This window comes from Anseongella ginsenosidimutans, from assembly GCF_008033235.1.
GTDB classification, from domain to species: Bacteria; Bacteroidota; Bacteroidia; order Sphingobacteriales; family Sphingobacteriaceae; genus Anseongella; species Anseongella ginsenosidimutans.
Map to the genome: position 1 here is coordinate 4,115,350 of NZ_CP042432.1, position 18,877 is coordinate 4,134,226.

The 18,877-nt window shown below is 51.2% G+C and carries 16 protein-coding genes; 6 read left to right on the forward strand and 10 right to left on the reverse strand.

The window, feature by feature from the left end:
• The first annotated feature begins 48 nt into the window (after positions 1-48).
• Complete coding sequence (locus tag FRZ59_RS17435; RefSeq protein WP_147698388.1) at positions 49-1,614, forward strand: hypothetical protein; 1,566 nt, start codon at positions 49-51, stop codon at positions 1,612-1,614.
• A gap of 198 nt (positions 1,615-1,812) precedes the next feature.
• Here FRZ59_RS17435 and FRZ59_RS17440 read toward each other — a convergent pair whose 3' ends face one another.
• From FRZ59_RS17440 to carA, 4 genes are all read right to left on the reverse strand, one after another.
• Positions 1,813-3,423 (reverse strand): FMN-binding glutamate synthase family protein, encoded by a 1,611-nt coding sequence (locus FRZ59_RS17440; protein WP_132129721.1) that lies wholly within the window; start codon positions 3,421-3,423, stop codon positions 1,813-1,815.
• Positions 3,424-3,429: 6 nt separating this feature from the next.
• Positions 3,430-3,729 (reverse strand): FtsB family cell division protein, encoded by a 300-nt coding sequence (locus tag FRZ59_RS17445; RefSeq protein ID WP_132129722.1) that lies wholly within the window; start codon positions 3,727-3,729, stop codon positions 3,430-3,432.
• 105 nt (positions 3,730-3,834) lie between these two features.
• On the reverse strand, positions 3,835-5,118 hold the full coding sequence (gene eno / locus FRZ59_RS17450) for a phosphopyruvate hydratase (RefSeq protein WP_132129723.1): 1,284 nt from the start codon (positions 5,116-5,118) through the stop codon (positions 3,835-3,837).
• Between the two features lie 10 nt (positions 5,119-5,128).
• The gene (gene carA / locus FRZ59_RS17455; RefSeq protein ID WP_132129724.1) at positions 5,129-6,241 is read right to left on the reverse strand and encodes a glutamine-hydrolyzing carbamoyl-phosphate synthase small subunit; all 1,113 of its coding nucleotides are present in this window, start codon (positions 6,239-6,241) and stop codon (positions 5,129-5,131) included.
• A gap of 80 nt (positions 6,242-6,321) precedes the next feature.
• Here carA and panB point away from each other — a divergent pair, with 80 nt between their 5' ends.
• Complete coding sequence (gene panB / locus FRZ59_RS17460) at positions 6,322-7,137, forward strand: 3-methyl-2-oxobutanoate hydroxymethyltransferase (RefSeq protein ID WP_132129725.1); 816 nt, start codon at positions 6,322-6,324, stop codon at positions 7,135-7,137.
• Positions 7,118-7,825, forward strand: coding sequence for an RluA family pseudouridine synthase (locus tag FRZ59_RS17465; RefSeq protein ID WP_225975107.1), 708 nt, complete (start codon positions 7,118-7,120; stop codon positions 7,823-7,825). The genes panB and FRZ59_RS17465 overlap by 20 nt, the downstream gene beginning before the upstream one ends.
• Positions 7,826-7,885: 60 nt before the next feature.
• On the opposite strand, the gene FRZ59_RS17470 is transcribed toward FRZ59_RS17465, so the two are convergent.
• Genes FRZ59_RS17470 through FRZ59_RS17485 form a run of 4 tightly spaced genes read right to left on the reverse strand, consistent with a single transcriptional unit; the run spans position 7,886 to position 12,342 of the window.
• Complete coding sequence (locus FRZ59_RS17470) at positions 7,886-8,254, reverse strand: DMT family protein (protein WP_132129726.1); 369 nt, start codon at positions 8,252-8,254, stop codon at positions 7,886-7,888.
• Positions 8,255-8,269: 15 nt separating this feature from the next.
• A complete protein-coding gene (locus FRZ59_RS17475; protein WP_132129727.1) occupies positions 8,270-9,745 on the reverse strand; it encodes a TolC family protein in 1,476 nt (491 codons plus the stop codon).
• Complete coding sequence (locus tag FRZ59_RS17480) at positions 9,738-11,099, reverse strand: ABC transporter permease (protein WP_132129728.1); 1,362 nt, start codon at positions 11,097-11,099, stop codon at positions 9,738-9,740. Before FRZ59_RS17480 ends, FRZ59_RS17475 begins: the two co-directional genes overlap by 8 nt.
• Positions 11,089-12,342, reverse strand: coding sequence for an efflux RND transporter periplasmic adaptor subunit (locus FRZ59_RS17485; protein ID WP_132129729.1), 1,254 nt, complete (start codon positions 12,340-12,342; stop codon positions 11,089-11,091). Before FRZ59_RS17485 ends, FRZ59_RS17480 begins: the two co-directional genes overlap by 11 nt.
• A 204-nt stretch (positions 12,343-12,546) precedes the next feature.
• Between FRZ59_RS17485 and FRZ59_RS17490 the strand changes: the two genes are divergently transcribed.
• Entirely contained in the window at positions 12,547-13,503 is a 957-nt protein-coding gene (locus tag FRZ59_RS17490; protein ID WP_132129730.1) for a D-2-hydroxyacid dehydrogenase, read from the forward strand.
• A gap of 5 nt (positions 13,504-13,508) precedes the next feature.
• Positions 13,509-13,991 carry a TlpA family protein disulfide reductase gene (locus tag FRZ59_RS17495; protein WP_132129731.1) on the forward strand — a complete coding sequence of 161 codons (483 nt, stop codon included), beginning with the start codon at positions 13,509-13,511 and terminating at the stop codon, positions 13,989-13,991.
• A gap of 52 nt (positions 13,992-14,043) precedes the next feature.
• Here the strand turns inward: FRZ59_RS17495 and FRZ59_RS17500 are convergent, their stop codons facing one another.
• A complete protein-coding gene (locus FRZ59_RS17500) occupies positions 14,044-15,234 on the reverse strand; it encodes a redoxin domain-containing protein (protein ID WP_132129732.1) in 1,191 nt (396 codons plus the stop codon).
• A gap of 159 nt (positions 15,235-15,393) precedes the next feature.
• Between FRZ59_RS17500 and FRZ59_RS17505 the strand changes: the two genes are divergently transcribed.
• A complete protein-coding gene (locus FRZ59_RS17505; protein ID WP_132129733.1) occupies positions 15,394-18,117 on the forward strand; it encodes a TonB-dependent receptor in 2,724 nt (907 codons plus the stop codon).
• 11 nt (positions 18,118-18,128) lie between these two features.
• On the opposite strand, the gene fabG is transcribed toward FRZ59_RS17505, so the two are convergent.
• Entirely contained in the window at positions 18,129-18,875 is a 747-nt protein-coding gene (gene fabG, locus FRZ59_RS17510; protein WP_132129734.1) for a 3-oxoacyl-[acyl-carrier-protein] reductase, read from the reverse strand.
• Positions 18,876-18,877: the final 2 nt, after the last annotated feature.

Sequence of the window (18,877 nt, forward strand, 5' to 3'; positions counted from 1 at the left end):
TTACTGAGCGACGGCATTTACAACAAGGGAAGCAACCCGCTTTACGAAATGAAAGGGCTGGATGCGCCCTTCTATACGGTTGCGCTGGGCGATACTATTTCCCAAAAAGACCTTTTGGTTTCCTCCGTTGACCACAACCAGGTAGTTTTCCTGGGAAATGATTTCCGGATAATCGTAAATATAGAGGCAGTGGGCTCGGCCGGAGCCAATAGCCGGTTAACTGTCCTTCATAAGGGAAAAACGGTTTTTTCAAAAGTGATTGATATCAACGACAGCGATTTCCGGCTCAGTATCCCCGTAGACCTGACGGCTGCCGAAAAAGGAAGACAGAAATATGTGATCGGCCTTACCCCTCTTGCAGGCGAAGTCACAGAAAAAAATAATACCGCAACTATTTTTACAGAGGTCCTGGACAACCGCCAAAAGATCCTCCTCCTTGCCGCTGCCGCCCATCCCGACCTGGGGGCACTGAAACAGGCGCTGGAAAGCAACCAACAGTACGAAGTGGACATCCGCCTGGCTACCAGTGGCCTGAATGACCTGCAAATCAAGCCTTACAGCCTGGTGATTCTTCATCAGCTTCCTTCGGCAAGCCATCAGCTGCCTGCCCTGCTGCAAGCCATCCGCCAGGAACAGCTGCCGGCCTGGTACATCACCGGGAATCAAACGGACCTGGCAGCGCTGAGCCGCGCACAGGAAGCCGTCGCTTTCTCCCGGTTTAACGGCAGCTATAATGAGGTTTTCGCGGTTGCGGATCCCTCTTTTTATCTTTTCACCATCCCCGGGGAAATCCGGAATCGCTTCAGCGCCTTCCCTCCCCTTACCGCGCCGTTTTGCGAGATCAGCCCTAAGGGGCCGGCCGTCACTCTTTTCTCCCAGCGCATCGGAACAGTAGCAACCGAACGGCCACTGATGCTCTTCAGTACCCTGGAAGGCACACGGACGGCATGGCTTTTTGGAGAAGGGATCTGGCGCTGGCGCCTCCACGATTTCCGGCTCAACGGCAACCATGATGCCGTCAATAGCCTGGTAAACATGACAGTGCAATACCTCGCCGCCCGGGAAGACACCCGGCGTTTCCGCCTGAGCATGCCTAAAGCGGTCTTTTCTGAAAACGAAAAAGTAACTTTCACCGCGGAACTATACAACGAGAGCTATGAAGCCGTAACCGGACCAGACATCCGCATCACGATCAAGGATCAGCAAAACAACACCTTTCCGTTTATTTTCAGTAAAGGAACCAATCGCTACCATCTGGATGCAGGAATACTCCCCGCAGGAGAATACACTTACATCGCGGAAGTGAAGCTTGGCGGAGAAACAAGCAGGGCCAGCGGCACCTTCGTAATTGTCCCGCAACATGCCGAAGAGCTGCAGACCACCGCCAACCACCAGCTGCTCTTCAGCATAGCCGAAAATTCCGGCGGGCAAATGCTGTACCCCGCCGAAACGGATCGCCTCTACGAGCTGATTTCGGAAAAGGAAACCATCAGCCCGGTCATTTACGAGCAGGAACGCTACCGCGAACTCATCAACCTCAAATGGCTCTTCTTCCTCCTCCTGGCGTTTCTGGGCGTGGAATGGTTGTTGCGTAAGCAAAACGGCCTTTATTGACCTGGTTTTTAGTTTTTAGTTCAAGGTTTAAAGTTTAAGGTCACTCTATGACATTACCTGACGGGTGTACAAGATTTCGGGTTGCATGTATGAGCGGATTTTGATTTTTGAGCGCTGCGCTAAGGAATTGCGCAGCAATTCGGACCCCAAAAATCAGCTGAGCGAATACATGCAACCAGAAATCGATCAATAAGCCCCTCAGGTAATGTGGTATCGCATCGTCGGCACAAAAGAATCCTTACTGGATTGCTTCATCAGGGCCTGGTAGCTTTCCGGAACACTATGCTCGTGCAGCAGGCAGCCCGGTTTCAGATAGGGAAATATCTGTTCAAAGGTTTTAATCTCGGTAATGCTGGTGCGGCGGTAAATATGCGAACGGTTAATCTTCGAGGGATTATCTATACCGGCGCCTCCCATCAGTTCAATAAAGCCCGCAACCGTATCCTTTTGATAATCGGCTACCCGGACACGCTTGTCGGAGACCACAAGGCCTGCGGTCAATTCCTTCCGGTGGGTGGTCACACCTGTGGGACAGGTGTTTTTATTGCATTCCAGGGCCTGGATGCAGCCTAATGCCATCATCATGGCCCGGGCGCTGTAACAGGCATCAGCGCCCAGCGCGAGCGCCCTGAAAATATGGAAGCCTGAAAGGATCTTGCCGGCGGCAAACAACTTGATCTTATTCCTCAGGTTAAACCCGGTTAAGGTATCATGAACGAAAACAAGGCCTTCCTTGAAAGGCATCCCCACGGAATTGGTGAATTCCAGCGGCGCCGCGCCCGTCCCTCCTTCGCCGCCGTCTACAGAAATAAAGTCCGGCAATATACCGGTTTCGACCATGGCCTTGCAGATGGAAACAAATTCGATCTTGTTGCCCACACATAACTTGAAACCCACCGGTTTCCCGCCGGATGCTTCCCGCATCGTTGCAAGCAATTCCAGCAGTTCTACGGGAGTTTTAAATGCCGTATGAAATGCCGGCGACAGTACGGTCGTATAGGGTTCCACTTTCCGGATTGCAGCGATCTCCGGCGTATTTTTCCCGGCGGGAAGAATACCTCCATGCCCCGGCTTGGCGCCCTGGGAAAGCTTCAGTTCGATCATCTTAACCTGATCATGCGCCGCTGATTCGGCGAAAACTTCTGCCGAAAAATTGCCTTTTTTATCACGCGCACCGAAATAACCGGTACCCACCTGGAAAACAAGGTCGCCGCCCTGCAGATGGTAAGGGCTGATCCCGCCTTCGCCGGTATTATGGGCAAAGTTTCCAAGCTTAGCGCCTCCGTTCAATGCCATTACGGCATTTGCACTCAATGCTCCGTAACTCATCGCGGATACATTCAGGATGCTTGCCTGGTAAGGTTGCTTGCAGCGGCCCTCGCCAACGGTGACTCGCTGATCGTGATTTATTGTGAGGTAATCTATGGCGGCGATGGAATGGTTCATCCATTCATACCCTTCCTCATAGACATCAAGCTGGGTTCCGAAGGCGGAAGTGTCCAGTTCCTTTTTCGCACGCTGGTAAATGAGGGAACGCTCAACCCGGTTGAACGGGCGGCCGTTGATATCAGATTCAATGAAATACTGGTAGAGCTTGGGCCGCATTTCTTCCATCAGGTACCTGCCGCGGCCAAACACCGGGAAATTACGTATGATAGCATGCCGCTTTTGTATCATATCATAGCAGCCCAGCAACACAAAAGGGCCGATGATGGCAAAGGCCCAGAAGAAGGCAGAGGACACCCAGATACCCAGGCTGGCAAAAATAAGACTTATGACAATGGAAAAGCCGATGAAATCATTACGCATGATGCGCTATTTTTCTCCCTCCTTTACTATGATAAATATATCCTCATTATCTTTTTTCATCAGGTAGTTTTCGCGGGCAAATTTTTCCAGCTGTTTTTTATTGCTGTTAAGCTCCATGAGGTCTTTGTTGATCTTCTCAATTTCCTCCTGGTAGTATTCCTTGTCCTGGTTGATATTATTCAGCCGGACCAAATGCCGCACTTGTGTAATAATGTCATTGGGATCAAGGAAAAGCATCCAGATCAGGAAAAGAATGGAGGTCAGGTAATACTTGTTTTTCAGAATGTATTTTATTCTTTCCAACATAATCCCGAATATATGAAAAATTAATGAACTTGCTCAATCTCCCCCATGGAAAGATCAAACAAGTTCATCAAAATTTTATTTTCGCCGGCCCTTAGGCCCGCGGGCTTATTTTACGAATTTAAACGCTTTGCCGGGGAAATAGGCTGTCTCACCCAGTTCCTCTTCAATGCGGAGCAATTGATTATACTTCGCAATCCTGTCCGAACGCGAAGCCGAACCTGTTTTGATCTGCCCGCAGTTCAGCGCAACCGCCAAATCGGCAATGGTGGTATCTTCCGTTTCGCCGGAACGATGGCTCATGACCGAAGTGTAGCCCGCCCTGTGTGCCATATTCACCGCATCGATGGTTTCCGTCAGGGAGCCGATCTGGTTTACTTTTACCAGGATAGAGTTTGCAATATTGTTCTCAATGCCCTGCTTCAAGCGGGTTACATTGGTTACAAACAGGTCGTCGCCTACCAGCTGCACCCTGTCACCCACATTGGCAGTCAGTTTTTTCCAACCGTCCCAATCATCCTCTGCCAGTCCGTCTTCAATGGAAATGATGGGGTATTTGCCGCACCAGCTTGTCCAGTAATCTACCAGTTCATCGGAACTCATGGTTTTTCCGTCCGACTTATGGAAGGTATAAACCCCGTCTTTATACATTTCCGAAGTAGCGGCGTCCATGGCAATATAGATCTGCTCCCCGGGTTTATAACCGGCGGCTTCAATCGCCTGCAGCACGGTCTCGATCGCTTCTTCGTTGGACCCGATATTCGGCGCAAAACCACCTTCATCACCTACGTTGGTGGAATACCCTTTTTTCTTCAGAACGGATTTAAGGTGATGGAACACTTCCACGCCCATTCTCAGGGACTCGCGAAACGTATCGGCGCCCACCGGCATGATCATGAATTCCTGGAAATCAATTTTATTGTCCGCATGAGCGCCCCCATTCAGGATGTTCATCAGCGGAACCGGAAGTGTATTGGCATTAACGCCGCCCACATACCGGTAAAGAGGCTGCCGGGATTCCTGGGCAGCGGCCTTGGCTACCGCCATAGACACGCCCAGAATAGCGTTGGCACCGATTTTTCCTTTATTGCTGGTTCCGTCGACTTCCAGCATCACTTTATCCACCAGGTTCTGATCAAACACGTCCATTCCGCGGAGCGCATCGGCCAGTTCCTCGTTTACGTTTTCAACGGCTTTTGTAACACCTTTTCCAAGATAGGTTGATTTATCCCCATCCCTGAGTTCAACAGCTTCATGAGTACCTGTAGAGGCCCCGGAGGGAACAGCTGCCCTGCCAATAATACCATTTTCTGTGGTTACATCTACTTCCACGGTAGGGTTTCCCCGGGAGTCCAGGATTTGCCTGGCCTTTACGTCATAAATAATACTCATTTTTTATTCGTTAATGGTTATTCGTTTTTTTCATCAGTTCCACGAACTCGTCAAAGAGATACCTTGAATCATGCGGCCCGGGAGAAGATTCCGGGTGATACTGTACCGAAAAAGCATTTTTCCCTTTCATCCGGATACCTTCAATGCTTTTATCGTTCAGATTAATGTGGCTTATCTCTACTTTGTCGGAGTTTTTAACACCTTCCGGGTCAATCCCGAAGCCGTGGTTCTGCGAGGTGACTTCACAATGATTGCGAAGAATATTCTTAACCGGGTGATTAATACCCCTGTGCCCGTTATGCATTTTATAAGTGCCTATCCCGTTCGCCAGCGCCAGCAGCTGATGGCCCAGGCATATGCCGAACAAAGGCTTATCTTTTTCAATGGCTTTCTGTACCGTTTCTACCGCATAGGGCATGGCAGCGGGGTCGCCGGGGCCGTTGGAAATGAAATAACCGTCCGGTTGCCATTGCTCCATTTCTTCAAAAGGAGTTTTTGCGGGGAAAACTTTCACAAGAACATCCCGGTTATCAAAATTCCGGAGAATATTCTTTTTTATGCCAAGGTCGAGGGCTGCCACCCGCAGAGAGGCGTCGGGGTCGCCGTACGTGTAAGGTTCTTTGGTACTTACCTGTGAAGAAAGCTCCAGTCCGTCCATGGAAGGTACCTTCGAAAGCTTTTCCTTCAGGAATTCCAGGTCCGTAGTTTCGGAAGAAATGATCGCATTCATAGCTCCTTTGTCGCGGATATGGCGCACAAGCGCTCTCGTATCCACGTCCGAAATAGCTACGATATTCTCATTCAGATAATAATCCTGAATGGACTGCGAAGCTAGCTTCCTGGAATAATTGTAAGTAAAATTCTTACAAACCAGGCCGGCTATTTTGATCGATTCCGACTCCACTTCGTTGTTTTGGATACCGTAATTGCCGATATGCGCATTGGTTGTGACCATGATCTGCGCAAAATAGGACGGATCAGTAAAAATTTCCTGGTAACCGGTCATCCCGGTGTTGAAGCAGATCTCTCCGGTGGTAGTTCCGATCTTCCCTGCAGCTTTCCCGTAAAACACTGTTCCATCTTCAAGTAATAAAACAGCGGGGATATTTACAATACTTTTCATCGGGATGCAAAGGTACGTAATTCCATTTGAAAATTTGAAAATGAATCTTGACCTTCGCAGAGGAATTAAATTTTTACAGCATGTCCGTAAGTAAAGAACTGAAAAGGATCACCACGCACAGCCTGCAGGAAATGAAAGCCGGCGGAGAAATGATTGCCATGCTCACCGCCTACGATTATTCCACGGCGCTTATCCTGGACGACGCGGGCATTGACGTGCTGCTGGTGGGAGACTCGGCCTCCAATGTAATGGCCGGGCATGAAACCACCCTCCCGATTACACTCGACCAGATGATCTACCATGCTTCCAGCGTGGTACGTGCGGCGAAACGTGCCCTGGTAGTTGTGGACATGCCATTTGGCTCCTACCAGGGGGACTCCCTGGAAGCATTGCATTCAGCCATCCGCATTATGAAAGAATCAGGCGGGCATGCCGTAAAGCTGGAAGGCGGAACAGAGGTCCGGGAGTCTGTAGAACGGATCATTTCGGCAGGAATCCCCGTGATGGGCCACCTGGGGCTTACCCCCCAGTCCATTTACAAATTCGGCACCTATACCGTGCGGGCAAAAGAAGAAGCCGAAGCCAACAAACTGCTGGAAGATGCCCGCAGCCTCCAGGAAGCGGGCTGCTTTGCCATTGTCCTGGAAAAGATCCCGGCGAAACTTGCGGCAAAAGTGACGGCCATGCTTGATATTCCCGTGATTGGCATAGGCGCCGGCCCGGAAGTAGATGGCCAGGTACTGGTCGTGAATGATATGTTAGGAATCACCAATGGTTTTAAACCCCGTTTCCTCCGGCAATACCTGAACCTGTTTGAAACGATCGGAGGCGCCGTAGGAGAATATATTAAGGATGTAAAGGGAAAGGACTTCCCCGGTGAAAGAGAACAGTATTAGCGATTCAGGGTACAGCATCCCTGTCCTTTATGAAGACAATCATATTATTGCCGTTAACAAGCCGGCCGGCGTACTCGTGCAGGCCGATAAAACCGGCGATAAGCCTCTTATCGATATCATTAAGGACTATATAAAGGTCCGCGACAACAAACCGGGCGGGGTTTACCTCGGCTGTGTACACCGGCTTGACCGGCCTGTCAGCGGGGTGATCCTTTTTGCCAAAACGAGCAAAGCCCTGGACCGTCTGAATAAATTATTCAAAGAAAGAACTATCCGGAAAACCTATTGGGCCATTGTCAAAACGAGGCCCTCCCGTAGCGAGGGGCACCTGGCTCATTGGCTGGTAAAGGATCCGGAAACCAACAGGGTTACCGCTCACGGGAAAGAAGTACCCGGCGGACTGTTCTCCGAACTGGATTACCGGCTTCGAAAAACCGCCGACAGCTGGTTTCTCCTGGAAGTCAATCCCCTCACCGGCCGCCCCCACCAGATAAGGGTCCAGCTGGCCTCCATGGGCTGCCCTATTCGCGGCGACAAAAAATACGGCGCCCCCAAAGGCAATAACGATGGTTCCATTAACCTGCATGCAAGGAGAATTGCCTTTATTCATCCTGTAAAACGGGAACCCCTGGAAATTGAGGCGGAATTGCCGGGAAACTCCTTCTGGCAACAGGTAAAAGAGCCCTGATCATCCTTTGTAAATACCAAATCGGATTTAAATATCAATCGGGGGAATTGAAAAACCGAATCATTTTTTAAAAATAAAGTAGACGGCTAAAACCAAAAAAACGAAGCCGATAAGGTGGTTTGTCCTGAACGTCTCATTTTTAAAAACGATCAGGGTAAACGCGGTAAAAACAAGCAGGGTGATCACTTCCTGCAGTACTTTTAGCTCTACCAGGCTGAACGGCCCGCCATTTCCCTTGAATCCGAGCTTATTGGCCGGAACCTGGAAACAGTACTCAAACAAAGCGATTCCCCAGCTTATTAATATGACCGCAGCCAGCCCCAGTTTATTGAACCATTTCCATTCCGCGAACTTCAAATGCCCGTACCAGGCCAGCGTCATAAAGACATTTGAAAAGATCAAAAGTGCGATCGTCAGAAGCTGTCTCATAGACAGGGTTTAAAGTTAATCGAACTCCTGCAATTCCACGATGATCTTGCTGTTCGTTTCAAAATCATAAAGGGTAAGCCTTCGCATGGTGTGATAGGAGTTCCAGTAATTTCGCATAGCGCCGATAAAGGATTCGATCGCGCGGTCCTTTTCCTGCTGTGCCAGGTTAAGATCTGTGATGCTGATCTTGCCTATCAGGTAACGTTGCTTGGTGATCTCGTAACGCTTGACGGCAGTTTCCCGGGCTTTCGTGGCTGTGGCCAGCAGATCCCGCTGCAGGTTCCACTGGGCGGTCTGCTGGAATATTTCCTGTTCAAAGGCCAGCTGTTCCCGTTCAATGTTGGCTTTTTCCAGTTCCAGGTTTGCCTGGGCCATGCGTTTCCGGGATTTAGCCACGCCCCAGTCCATCAGGGGAATGGAAAGGGTCAGTTGCAGCCGCTGCTGGCTGTTCAGATCGTGGTAAACATCGGACAGCTCAGGGCCGTTCTGGGACAAGCCGAAATTCGCCAGCAGGTTAATGGAAAGGCTGTTCTCTCCCCTTGCACGCGCTACCTCCTCTTCGGCCTGCAGCCGCCTTCTGCGGAATTCGATCACCGCCTGTCGGTTTTGCCCGGCTTCTTCGAGGGCCTTGGCGGCATTGATCATGAAGAAAGCCGTGTCGGTTGGGATCTCCAGCTGCAGCGAGGTATTCTTATCCAGGCCAAGATAACGGATTAGATTCTGCGTAGTAAACTGGTAATTCAGCTCAGCGTTGGAAACGGCATTTCGGGCGTTCAGCAAGCTGAGTTCCATCTGAAGCAACTCGTTCTCGGCAATTTTCCCCAGCGTATAACGTCCCTGGGATATTTTAAATAAGGTATCGGTATTGGCAAGATTCAGTTCGGCAGTCCGGAGCTGTATTTGTGCGGCAAGTAAATTGAAATATTGCCGGCTGGTTTCCAGGGAGATCTGCTCCATGTTCTCCACGAACTCCCGCTTGGATGACTCATAGCGAAGCGGCTCGATTTCCCGCTGCCAGCGGTAAGGGTTATAGAACAGGGAATTCTGGGTATAGGAAATGGCAAAAGGCACCGAAGAGTACGAAGTCGTCTGGGGGTCGGAAAGGATATCAAGCCGCTCCAGGTTGGACAATACGCTGAAGGTACCGCCCGTAAAAGGCACGTTTTGCCGGAGCCCCAGGTCAAGGCTGTAAAAAGAACGGTTCTGACGCACGAAACTCTCCGTCCCGTCCGGGTTGGTGATCTTCGTTATAGAAGTGGAATAATCAGGCAATGTGCTGTAAAGGGATAGCTGTGGCAGGAAACGCGAACGGTAGTTCCTGAACATCCAGTAGCTGGCTTCGGCCTGGTTAATCGCCTGTTTATAATCCGGTGAAGCCTGCCGGGCCATGGTAATTGCCTCCTCCAGCGTAAGCTGCGTTTCCTGGGCCCGGGCGCCGGAGAGGCCAAGGAAAAAAATCAATAAATAACTTAGAATGTACTTTTTATTCATATCTGAGTGCTTCAATAGGATGTTGGGCAGCCGCCCTTTTCGCGGGAGATATCCCGAATATAAGGCCAATGGATACCGACACCCCGAATGAAACCAGGATGGAAGTACCGGATGTGATCGTGCGGATATCAGCAATCCTGTTAACCACCTCCGCTCCTACCACACCCAGGATAATGCCTAAAATTCCGCCGCAGAGGCTGATAATAATGGCTTCAGACATAAATTGCAGCGAAATATCCTTCCCGGTTGCCCCGATAGACCGGCGGATGCCGATCTCCTTTGTGCGTTCCGTTACGGAAGCCATCATAATGTTCATGATGCCGATCCCGCCAACCAGCAGGGAGATACCGGCGATCACGCCCAGCACCACGTTAAATATGTCCTTCGTTTTTTGCTGCTGCTGAATGAGCTGCTGCGGAATGGACAGTTCAAAATCTTCGTTGTCATTATGCCGGCGGGTCAGCAGACGGCGGATCACTTTGGCGGAAACGATCAGGTTCTCCGGCTCGTTCACCTGGACGATCAGCTCATCCAGCTGATGCTCCGTTTTCAGGTTCTTTGGCTGGCTGCCGTCATCGTTCCTGGAGATAATGATCATGCCTCCCCCGGAAAAGTCAGGCCCGCCCTCTACCTTTAGCCGCGATCTGTTCTCAAACCTCAGCAAATAGGTTTTCAGGGGAATATACACGTCGTTATTATAATTCCGGATGCCCAGATCGGCTTCCGCTTCTTCGCTGACGAACTTTTCTTCCACCACGCCGATCACCCGCATCCACTTATCTTTCACCTTGACGTTTTTGCCGATGGGATCTTCGCCTTCAAACAGCTTCTTTTCAACGGTTTTGCCAATAATACACACAGAATATCCTTTTTCCAGCTGTTCGGAGGAAAAGTAGTTCCCGCGCTCCACCTTCAGGTTCATGATATCGAAATAATCGTTATCCACCCCTATGAGCTTACCGCTTCCTATTTTACTGCCGGTGATCAGTTCGGTATTCACCTGGATCATAGGGCTTACCCTGATGACGGTAGGAACAATTTCGTCAATGCTTTCCGCGTCTTCAAAGGTCAGGCCGGGTGAGAACTTTTTCGGTCCGGAAGCCTTTTCAGTCGATTCTTCCTCCTCCGAATTCTGCTCTTCAACTACCGGTTTAATGATAATATTATTCGCTCCTATGAGCTTGCTCTGGGAAAGGATCTCGTATTTGGCGCCGTTTCCGATGGCGAGCATGGTGATCACAGCGGCTACGCCAAACATGATCCCCAGGCCGGTAAGCAATGCCCGGGTCTTATTGGCAGCGATCGCCTCCAGCGCAATCGAAATATTATTGGATATTCTAACGCTATTTAGCATCGGCCAGCAGGTGTATTTTTTCGGCTTTTGCTTCGTCAGGCTCATTGAGCAGCACCACGTCTTCCGCCTCCAGGCCTTTCTTAACGATCACAAAATTCTGGTTCGATTTACCCAGTTCCACCTCCTGTTTAAGGATACCCGAGCCGGCGTTCAGGTAAACGAAGCGTTTGTCGTTCTCCGTAAACACCGCTTCCAGCGGCACTGTCACGACCTCTTTTACCTCGTCAATGAGAATGGTATTGATCGTGGTCATGCCCGGGAGCAGCGCCGAGTCCGGTTTGCTGATGGCCACCGTTACCGGGAAAATCTTCGCATCGGAGCCTTGTTTCTTGTCGCCGATATTGGCCACCTCGGTGACTTTGCCGCTTAACTTAATATTAGGAAAAGCGTCCAGCCCAATGGCTACCTGCTGCCCGACCTTTATCTTGCGAACGTCGATTTCGCTGACAAAAGTACGGGAAAGCATCTCGGAAAGATCCGGGAGCTGCGCCACATCGGGGTTCCAGGGCGAGATCTGGGAGCCCGCCTCTATCTTCGACCCGTTCCATTCCCTGACATAGGTCACGATCCCGTTGCCGGGCGCCTTCACGGTAAATTCTTCCCGTATCTTATTGATCTCGTCCAGCCGGTTTTGCACCCTTTGCAGCTGGGCGCTGGCTTCCACCATTTTCGCTTCCGCCTGCTGCTGCTGTATCTTATACTTTTCCTTGAGCTGTACCAGGCTTCTTTCGATCTTTTCCACGTTCAGGGTTTCCTGGCGAATGGTGGCGGGAGGTTCAAATTTGGATTGTTCCAGTGTGATCTTCGCCTGCTCCAGTGAAAATAGCGTATTCCTTAATTCATCCCGCACGCCCCGGAGGGTTAGCGTGGTATCCAGCCGGTTTTGTATAAACCGGGATTCAGCCGCCTGTATATCGGTTGTCGCCTGCTGGAAAGCCTGTTCCAGGGCGCTTTGGTCCAGGGTGCCCACCACGTCTCCTTTCTTCACGCGCGTCCCTTCCGGTACCAGGCTTTGGATCTTAATATCATAAATTCCCAGGCGCTGCAGGCCCATGGGCCCTCTGATGCGTTCGGAGCGCAGCGCTGCCAGCTCCCCGGTTGTCACAATTTCATCCCTGAAATTACCCTTCTTCACCGTATAGGTAAGGTAATTTCCCTCCGGACCGGAACGACTGAATACGAAAGCAAGGGTAATCAGCAGTATTACGGCAACTGCAAGGACAATGAGCGTATTCTTCTTCATTGGTTTAGTATATATATTGCATATAATTCAGGTTTCCTGCAAGGGCTAATATAGTTATTTGAGACGGAGAATAAAATAAGTCAGACTTTTTTTACGAAATTTTCGTAACTTATCTGTTACGTGCTTTCCGGGGATTAAGCCGGTTTTCGCGCATTATACGCTGATTTATTTTAAAAATTACCGGGAAATCCATAAGTTACGAGCATGAAAATCGTTGCAGTAGACGGGTACACGCTAAACCCCGGCGACCTCAGCTGGAGCCAGGTCGAAAAAATGGGAGAACTTACTGTATATGAGCGTTCAACGCCCGAAGAAGTGATTGAACGCTGTCAGGATGCCGAAATTATTCTGACCAACAAAGCCATCGTGAACGCGGCCGCCATCCGGAGCCTGCCGGCCCTGCGTTATATAGGCGTTACGGCCACAGGCTATAATGTGGTGGATATAGAAGCCGCCAAAGAAAGAGGGATACCGGTAAGCAATGCCGCCGGTTACAGCAGCCCATCGGTAGCGCAGCACGTCTTTTCCCTCCTTCTTGCATTATGTACGCGTACGGAAGCACATGCCGAAAGCGTGCGGAACGGAGACTGGTCGCGTAGTAAGGACTTTTGCTATTGGCTGCAATCTCCTGTAGAACTTTCGGGAAAGACAATGGGCATTGTAGGCCTCGGGCAAATCGGAAAGGCGACAGCACGCATTGCATTGGGAATGGGCATGCAGGTGATCTCCAGTCATAAGCATCCGGAACGGGACGCGATGGAAGGCGTTCGTTTTACCGACCTGGAAACCTGTTTCCGGGAAAGCGACGCAATTTCGCTGCATTGCCCCCTGAACGATCAGAATAAGGGATTTGTCAACAAGGAATTGCTGGCCACGATGAAGCCAACTGCCTACCTGATCAATACCAGCCGCGGGCCGCTTTTGAATGAACAAGACGTCGCTGATGCGCTGAATAAGGGGATCATCGCGGGGGCCGGGTTGGATGTGCTTTCCACGGAACCCCCGCCTGCCGGTAATCCCCTGATCGCGGCGAAGAATTGCCTGATCACCCCGCATATTGCCTGGGCCAGCAAAGCATCCCGCCAGCGCCTGATGGATATTGTGGCCGCTAATATCAATGCCTTCCTGGAGGGCCATCCTGTAAACGTCATTAACCGCTGATCCTTATGTGCCGAAAAATCATCGTTTCCTTCCTGTTTTTTTTCTGCGCCGGCGCTTTCGCGCATGCCCAGGAAATTCCTTATACCATTCCGGAATTCACTTTTTACAAGATGGACGACACGCCCTTTACGCGGGAAGACCTTAGCAGGACCAGTAATATCGTCTTTGTTTTCTTCAGTACTACCTGTCATCATTGCCAGGACGAGACCCGGGCTATGGGCGAACATTCCGGCGATTTCGACCAGTCCACCCTTTATTTTATTTCGAAAGAAAACAAAAGCGATATCCGCAAATTCATGGACACCTATGGAAAGCAGCTGAAAGACAAGTCCAATGTACATGTACTCCGGGACCCGCAGAGCGAATTTGTACTGAAATTCAACCCGACGCAATATCCTTCGGTTTACATTTATACACCCACCCGCCAGCTGGTAAAACATTTCAGCGGGGAAACGCCTATTTCCGAAATTACCGCGGCGCTCAAATAAAATGGGTGTCACTAATCGCAACCCTTACCGTCCGGACGGGCCCCGGGGCCGTTCAATAATACCGGCCGATCATCGGGTGGTCAACAATAGCCCTTTTGAGTTCCAGCAGGTCCACGGGTCCCTGCTGGCGGTAAACTACTTTTCCACCAGGCTCTACTAACACAGTATAGGGTAAAGCGCCGTCCCATTCGGAGTCAATGGCTTCAATGAGCGCATATTTGTCCTCTTTATTGAAAATATAATTTTTCAGGACAGAGTTCTTTTCTTCCAGGAACTTCAGCGCTTTGTCCTTTTGGGCCGGATTATCTGCGCTGAGCGAAATAAATTCAAAATCCCGCCCCATGAACATCCGGTGAACGGTTACCAGTTCAGGGTATTCGATAATGCAGGGGCCGCACCAGGTTGCCCAGAGATTGATTAGCCGGAGCTTGTCGGAATCGTTTTTCAGCAGGCTGCGGATACCGGCTTCGTCGATCTCCTCAAGGGATACAGGGCTGGCGGCCCATTTTTCATTCACTTCCACTGCAAAGTGGTTCTTCCAGGCCCATTTTGTAGAGCAGCCAAAGGTCTTGGTTTCAGGAACGGCCACTTCTCTTTCTTCAAGAAGCGCGTCCAGCGCATTACGAAGGTCTTCGGCATGCCCGGTACCTGGCTTCTCCGAATTGTCAATACGGCCCACATAGCGAAGCTTTCTTTCCTGATCGAACACGAAGGCATGCGGAGTGGCAACCGGCCCGTACTGAACGGAAGCCTCATGCGTATCTCCGTCATAGAGGTAGGGGAAATTAAAGTCATGATCCCTTGCCCTTATCTTCATTTCTTCATACGTATCCCCCAGGTCGGTATACCCGCATTCTTCCGGAAGCAGTCCAATGGGCGAATTGGGAGAAATTGCCACCAGCGCGACCCCCTTTTCCCCGTAATCCACCACGATCTTTTTGATCCTTTCTTCATAGGCCTGGGCGGTGGGGCAATGGTTACACGTAAATATGATTGCCAGCACCTTTGCTTCATCAAAATCAGAAAGCTGGTAAAATTTACCGTCCACTCCCGGCAGGTTAAAGTCAGGAGCAGGCTCCCCGATTTCCAGGGTTTGCACTTCCTGCCCGGGAACTTCCTGCGGATTTGCGGTGAATCCCCCTTTCACGGCTTCATTTTTTTCCTGTTTACCAGCGGGCGCCGGGTTGCAGCTCCAGAAGCAGGCGATTGTAAAAAATGTTATAGGAATGGAAAATAGTCTCATACCGGTAAGATTTGCTTTATCTTTCCTAAAACTACCAATCCGGCAGCCGAAATCAAAGCAAAAAAATGTACGAGGCGTGTACGCATTTAAGTGATCGCAACACTACCGCTTTTAAATTATTTTGTACTTTAGTTGAATAGAAAAAAACTTACCTAAACAATGACCTCTTTAAAAACGCATTTGCTGATCTCCTTGGCTGGGATTTTTCTGCATTTTACCGCCGCCGCCCAGGAAGCCGGGCTGCCTCCCTCTCTTGAACAGGTGAATACTGCGCTCAGTTCCTGGCTCCAGGATCATCCGCAGGAAAAAGTTTACCTTCATACCGACAAACCTTATTATGCGATCGGCGATACCATCTGGTTTAAAGCGTATGTAGTGCTGGGGCCCCGCCATCAGCTCTCGGCGCTCAGCGGGGCCGTCCATGTGGAATTGATCGATGAAACCGGTTCCATTGCCGAAGCATTAAAGCTCCCCCTGGTTGCAGGGACAGCCAAAGGTGATTTTGCCTTGTCTTCCGAATACAAAGAAGGAAATTACCGTCTCCGGGCCTATACGCAATGGATGCGCAATGCGGGGCCGGACTATTTTTATGATTTCACCTTCCCGGTGGGAAATGCCGTTTCACAGTCTTTAAACGGAGGTATTTCCTATGAATACGCGCAGGAAGGCGGCGAAAATGTTCTCCTGGCCACGCTCAATCTGCAGGAAGCTCCCGGCGGGAAACCTCTTGCCGGCAGCAAAGTGGAATATATATTCAGAAAGGGATTGGAAGATCATATCGGCCGTGGCGAAACGGATGCTTCCGGGAAGTTGCAGTTTCCTGTGCCGGAAGATTTCAGGTCCGGGAGCTACCTTCTTATTCGCCTGGAAGATGCGGACGGAAGGGTAATTACGAAAACCTTCCCCCTGGACCAGGGCTCCGGAACCGATGTGCAGTTCTTCCCGGAAGGCGGAGAACTGGTAAACGGCCTTCCTTCAAGGGTTGCTTTCAAAGCCACCGGACCGGGCGGACAAGGTGTTCCCATCAGCGGCTTTGTGTTTAACAGCAAGGGCGATACACTTTCAGAACTCAGAACCAAACATGCCGGCATGGGCTTCTTTACGCTGACCCCGGCGGCGGGCGAACAATACCATGCCGCGGTTAATTATCCGGACGGAAGCAAAAAAGACCTTCCCCTGCCCAAGGCCCTGGAAAACGGCTATGTACTCTGGGCGTATCCTTACCTTGACAGCGATACCCTGCTGCTGCGTATCATGGCGGCCGAAAGCGGTTACGGGAATATTAACCTGTTGATCCACCATGAAGGCGAAGTGCTGAACGCCGCTCCGCTCAATATTACCCGTCCGTTGAGCAGCCTCCGGATTCCCTGCGGGGACTTTCCTTCCGGCATCACCACCATTACCTTATTTGACGAGCAGAACCGTCCGCTCTGCGAACGCGTTGTCTTCATCCGCCGGGACGACAGTCTGCGGCTTGCGCTGTCAGCAGGCGGGCCGGTACATGGTTCGCGGGAAAAGACAGCGGTAGGCATTACCGCCAGCGATGAAAACGGAAAGCCGGTTTCGGGAACCTTTTCGGTGGCGGTCATTGATGAAAACAAGGTCCCGCTGGAAGGCATCAGCGAAAACACCATCTTTTCCGGGTTGCTGCTGCGGTCAGCGCTCAAGGGCTATATCGAGGACCCTGCTTATTATTTCAGGGATAACAGCCGGGAAACCGCCGAACACCTGGACCTGCTCCTGATGACCCAGGGCTATCGCCGCTTTACCTGGAAGGAATTACTTGATGGCCCCCTTCCTGCGCCAGCATTCGCAGCAGAAGAACTGCTGACCCCGATTGGCGGCAAACTGCTTACGCTGGGAGGCAAGCCGGTGGAAGGCGGGACGATCACGCTGCTGTCGCTTTCAGGAATGATCATGCGGGATACGGTCAGCAACGCAAAGGGCGAATTCAGCTTCGGCACCGTACTGCTGGGCAAAGACGTTTCCTTCACGGTGCAGGGGCGGAATGCCAAAGGCGGGAAAAATGTGGAGGTCATCATGGACTCCATTCCGGGGAGGGAGCCGGTCAACCCCAACCCTAACCGCGGCGATCTGAGAAACCGTATAGGAGCAGATATCAAAACGTACCTGGCTAACAGCCGGGCACAGCTGGAAGACCTCGAAAAGCACGGAATGACCGAGCGGGTAAATATGCTCCAGGGCGTGACCGTCACGGCAAAAAGCAGCAATTCCGGCAGCAGCCCCTTTGCCATTCCCGAAGGCCATTCCGATCAGACGCTCCGGCTCACTGATCCCGGGCTCTGCAGCACGCTCCTCCTTTGCCTTCAGGGAAGGTTGCACGGGGTCACCTTCCAGTCAACGGGTACGACCATGGCCCCATATAGCCGGGGAGAGCGCATGTCGGTATTCCTGAACGGCAGGCTGATCACCAATGAAACTGAACTGGCCGATATACTGGAAAATAATGGCGTTGCTCCGGCGGATGTGGAACGTGTTGACGTGGTACGGTCCAATGTAGCGCTCATGGCATTATTCAGCGACCCCAGCGCTTCCAGTAACGGCGGCGCGCTGTTGATCACGACGCGCAGCGGGTCAACCCGGCCGGCGCCCTACAGCCCTGAGATCGTTCATTATACGCCGCGCGGATTTGATGTTTCGCGGGAATTTTATTCTCCCCGCTACGACGCGCCCCGCAGCAGTCTCCTGGCCGATCTTCGCAGTACAATCTACTGGAACCCTTCCCTGATAACGGGAAAGGACGGTAAAACCAGCTTCGACTTCTTCAACGCAGACCAGCCCGGCGTTTACCGGATGGTAATAGAAGGCATTGGCGGAAACGGGCAGCTGGGACGTAAGGTACTCCGGTATAAGGTGGAATAAAGCGAGGCCCGCTACGTGGTCATTCCGCCGCAAACGGAAATAACCTGGCCGTTCACATAGGCGCTCAGGTCCGACGCAAGGAACAGGGCCACGTTAGCGATATCCGAGGTTTCGCCCATGCGCTTCAGGGGAATGTTCTTGATCCATTCGGAAGTTACATTCTCCGGAAGTACATCCGTCATTTCCGTCCGGATAAAACCGGGTGCTATGACATTGGTCCGGATATTCCGGGAGGCCAGTTCCTGGGCTACCGACTTGGAAAAGCCAATAATTCCCGCTTTGGAAGCGGCGTAATTGGACTGTCCTGCATTCCCTTTCACACCCACCACCGAACTCATATTGATAAACACACCGCTTCTTTGCTTCATCATGGGGCGGGAAGACGCCTTGGTAAGGTTAAAAACAGATTTCAGGTTACTGTTCAGCACCTCATCCCATTGTTCTTCGTTCATGCGCATCAGCAATCCGTCCCGGGTGATCCCGGCGTTGTTGACCACAATATCAAGCGTACCGAAATCTTCCACAACAGCCGCTACCAGCTCTTCGGCGGCAGCATGGTCGGCCGCGTTGGAGCGGTACCCCTTTACCTTTGTACCGGCGCTTTGCAGCTCCTGCTCCAGAGCCTGTCCCTTTTCAACGGAGGACAAATAGGTAAACGCCACGTTTGCCCCTTCTTCGGCAAAGCGTTCGGCAATTTTACGGCCTATTCCCTTGGATGCGCCTGTTATCAGCGCTGTTTTTCCTTCCAGTAATTTCATGC

Excerpts from the sequence above, each read along its gene's own strand:
- FRZ59_RS17505 (WP_132129733.1), top strand. The coding sequence starts at position 15,394 with ATGACCTCTTTAAAAACGCATTTGCTGATCTCCTTGGCTGGGATTTTT.
- FRZ59_RS17435 (WP_147698388.1), top strand. The coding sequence starts at position 49 with ATGAAAGGGCTGGATGCGCCCTTCTATACGGTTGCGCTGGGCGATACT.
- FRZ59_RS17480 (WP_132129728.1), bottom strand. The coding sequence starts at position 11,099 with ATGCTAAATAGCGTTAGAATATCCAATAATATTTCGATTGCGCTGGAG.
- panB (WP_132129725.1), top strand. The coding sequence starts at position 6,322 with ATGTCCGTAAGTAAAGAACTGAAAAGGATCACCACGCACAGCCTGCAG.
- fabG (WP_132129734.1), bottom strand. The coding sequence starts at position 18,875 with ATGAAATTACTGGAAGGAAAAACAGCGCTGATAACAGGCGCATCCAAG.
- FRZ59_RS17485 (WP_132129729.1), bottom strand. The coding sequence starts at position 12,342 with ATGAAGAAGAATACGCTCATTGTCCTTGCAGTTGCCGTAATACTGCTG.
- carA (WP_132129724.1), bottom strand. The coding sequence starts at position 6,241 with ATGAAAAGTATTGTAAATATCCCCGCTGTTTTATTACTTGAAGATGGA.
- FRZ59_RS17445 (WP_132129722.1), bottom strand. The coding sequence starts at position 3,729 with ATGTTGGAAAGAATAAAATACATTCTGAAAAACAAGTATTACCTGACC.
- FRZ59_RS17500 (WP_132129732.1), bottom strand. The coding sequence starts at position 15,234 with ATGAGACTATTTTCCATTCCTATAACATTTTTTACAATCGCCTGCTTC.
- FRZ59_RS17440 (WP_132129721.1), bottom strand. The coding sequence starts at position 3,423 with ATGCGTAATGATTTCATCGGCTTTTCCATTGTCATAAGTCTTATTTTT.
- FRZ59_RS17490 (WP_132129730.1), top strand. The coding sequence starts at position 12,547 with ATGAAAATCGTTGCAGTAGACGGGTACACGCTAAACCCCGGCGACCTC.
- FRZ59_RS17495 (WP_132129731.1), top strand. The coding sequence starts at position 13,509 with ATGTGCCGAAAAATCATCGTTTCCTTCCTGTTTTTTTTCTGCGCCGGC.
- FRZ59_RS17475 (WP_132129727.1), bottom strand. The coding sequence starts at position 9,745 with ATGAATAAAAAGTACATTCTAAGTTATTTATTGATTTTTTTCCTTGGC.
- eno (WP_132129723.1), bottom strand. The coding sequence starts at position 5,118 with ATGAGTATTATTTATGACGTAAAGGCCAGGCAAATCCTGGACTCCCGG.
- FRZ59_RS17470 (WP_132129726.1), bottom strand. The coding sequence starts at position 8,254 with ATGAGACAGCTTCTGACGATCGCACTTTTGATCTTTTCAAATGTCTTT.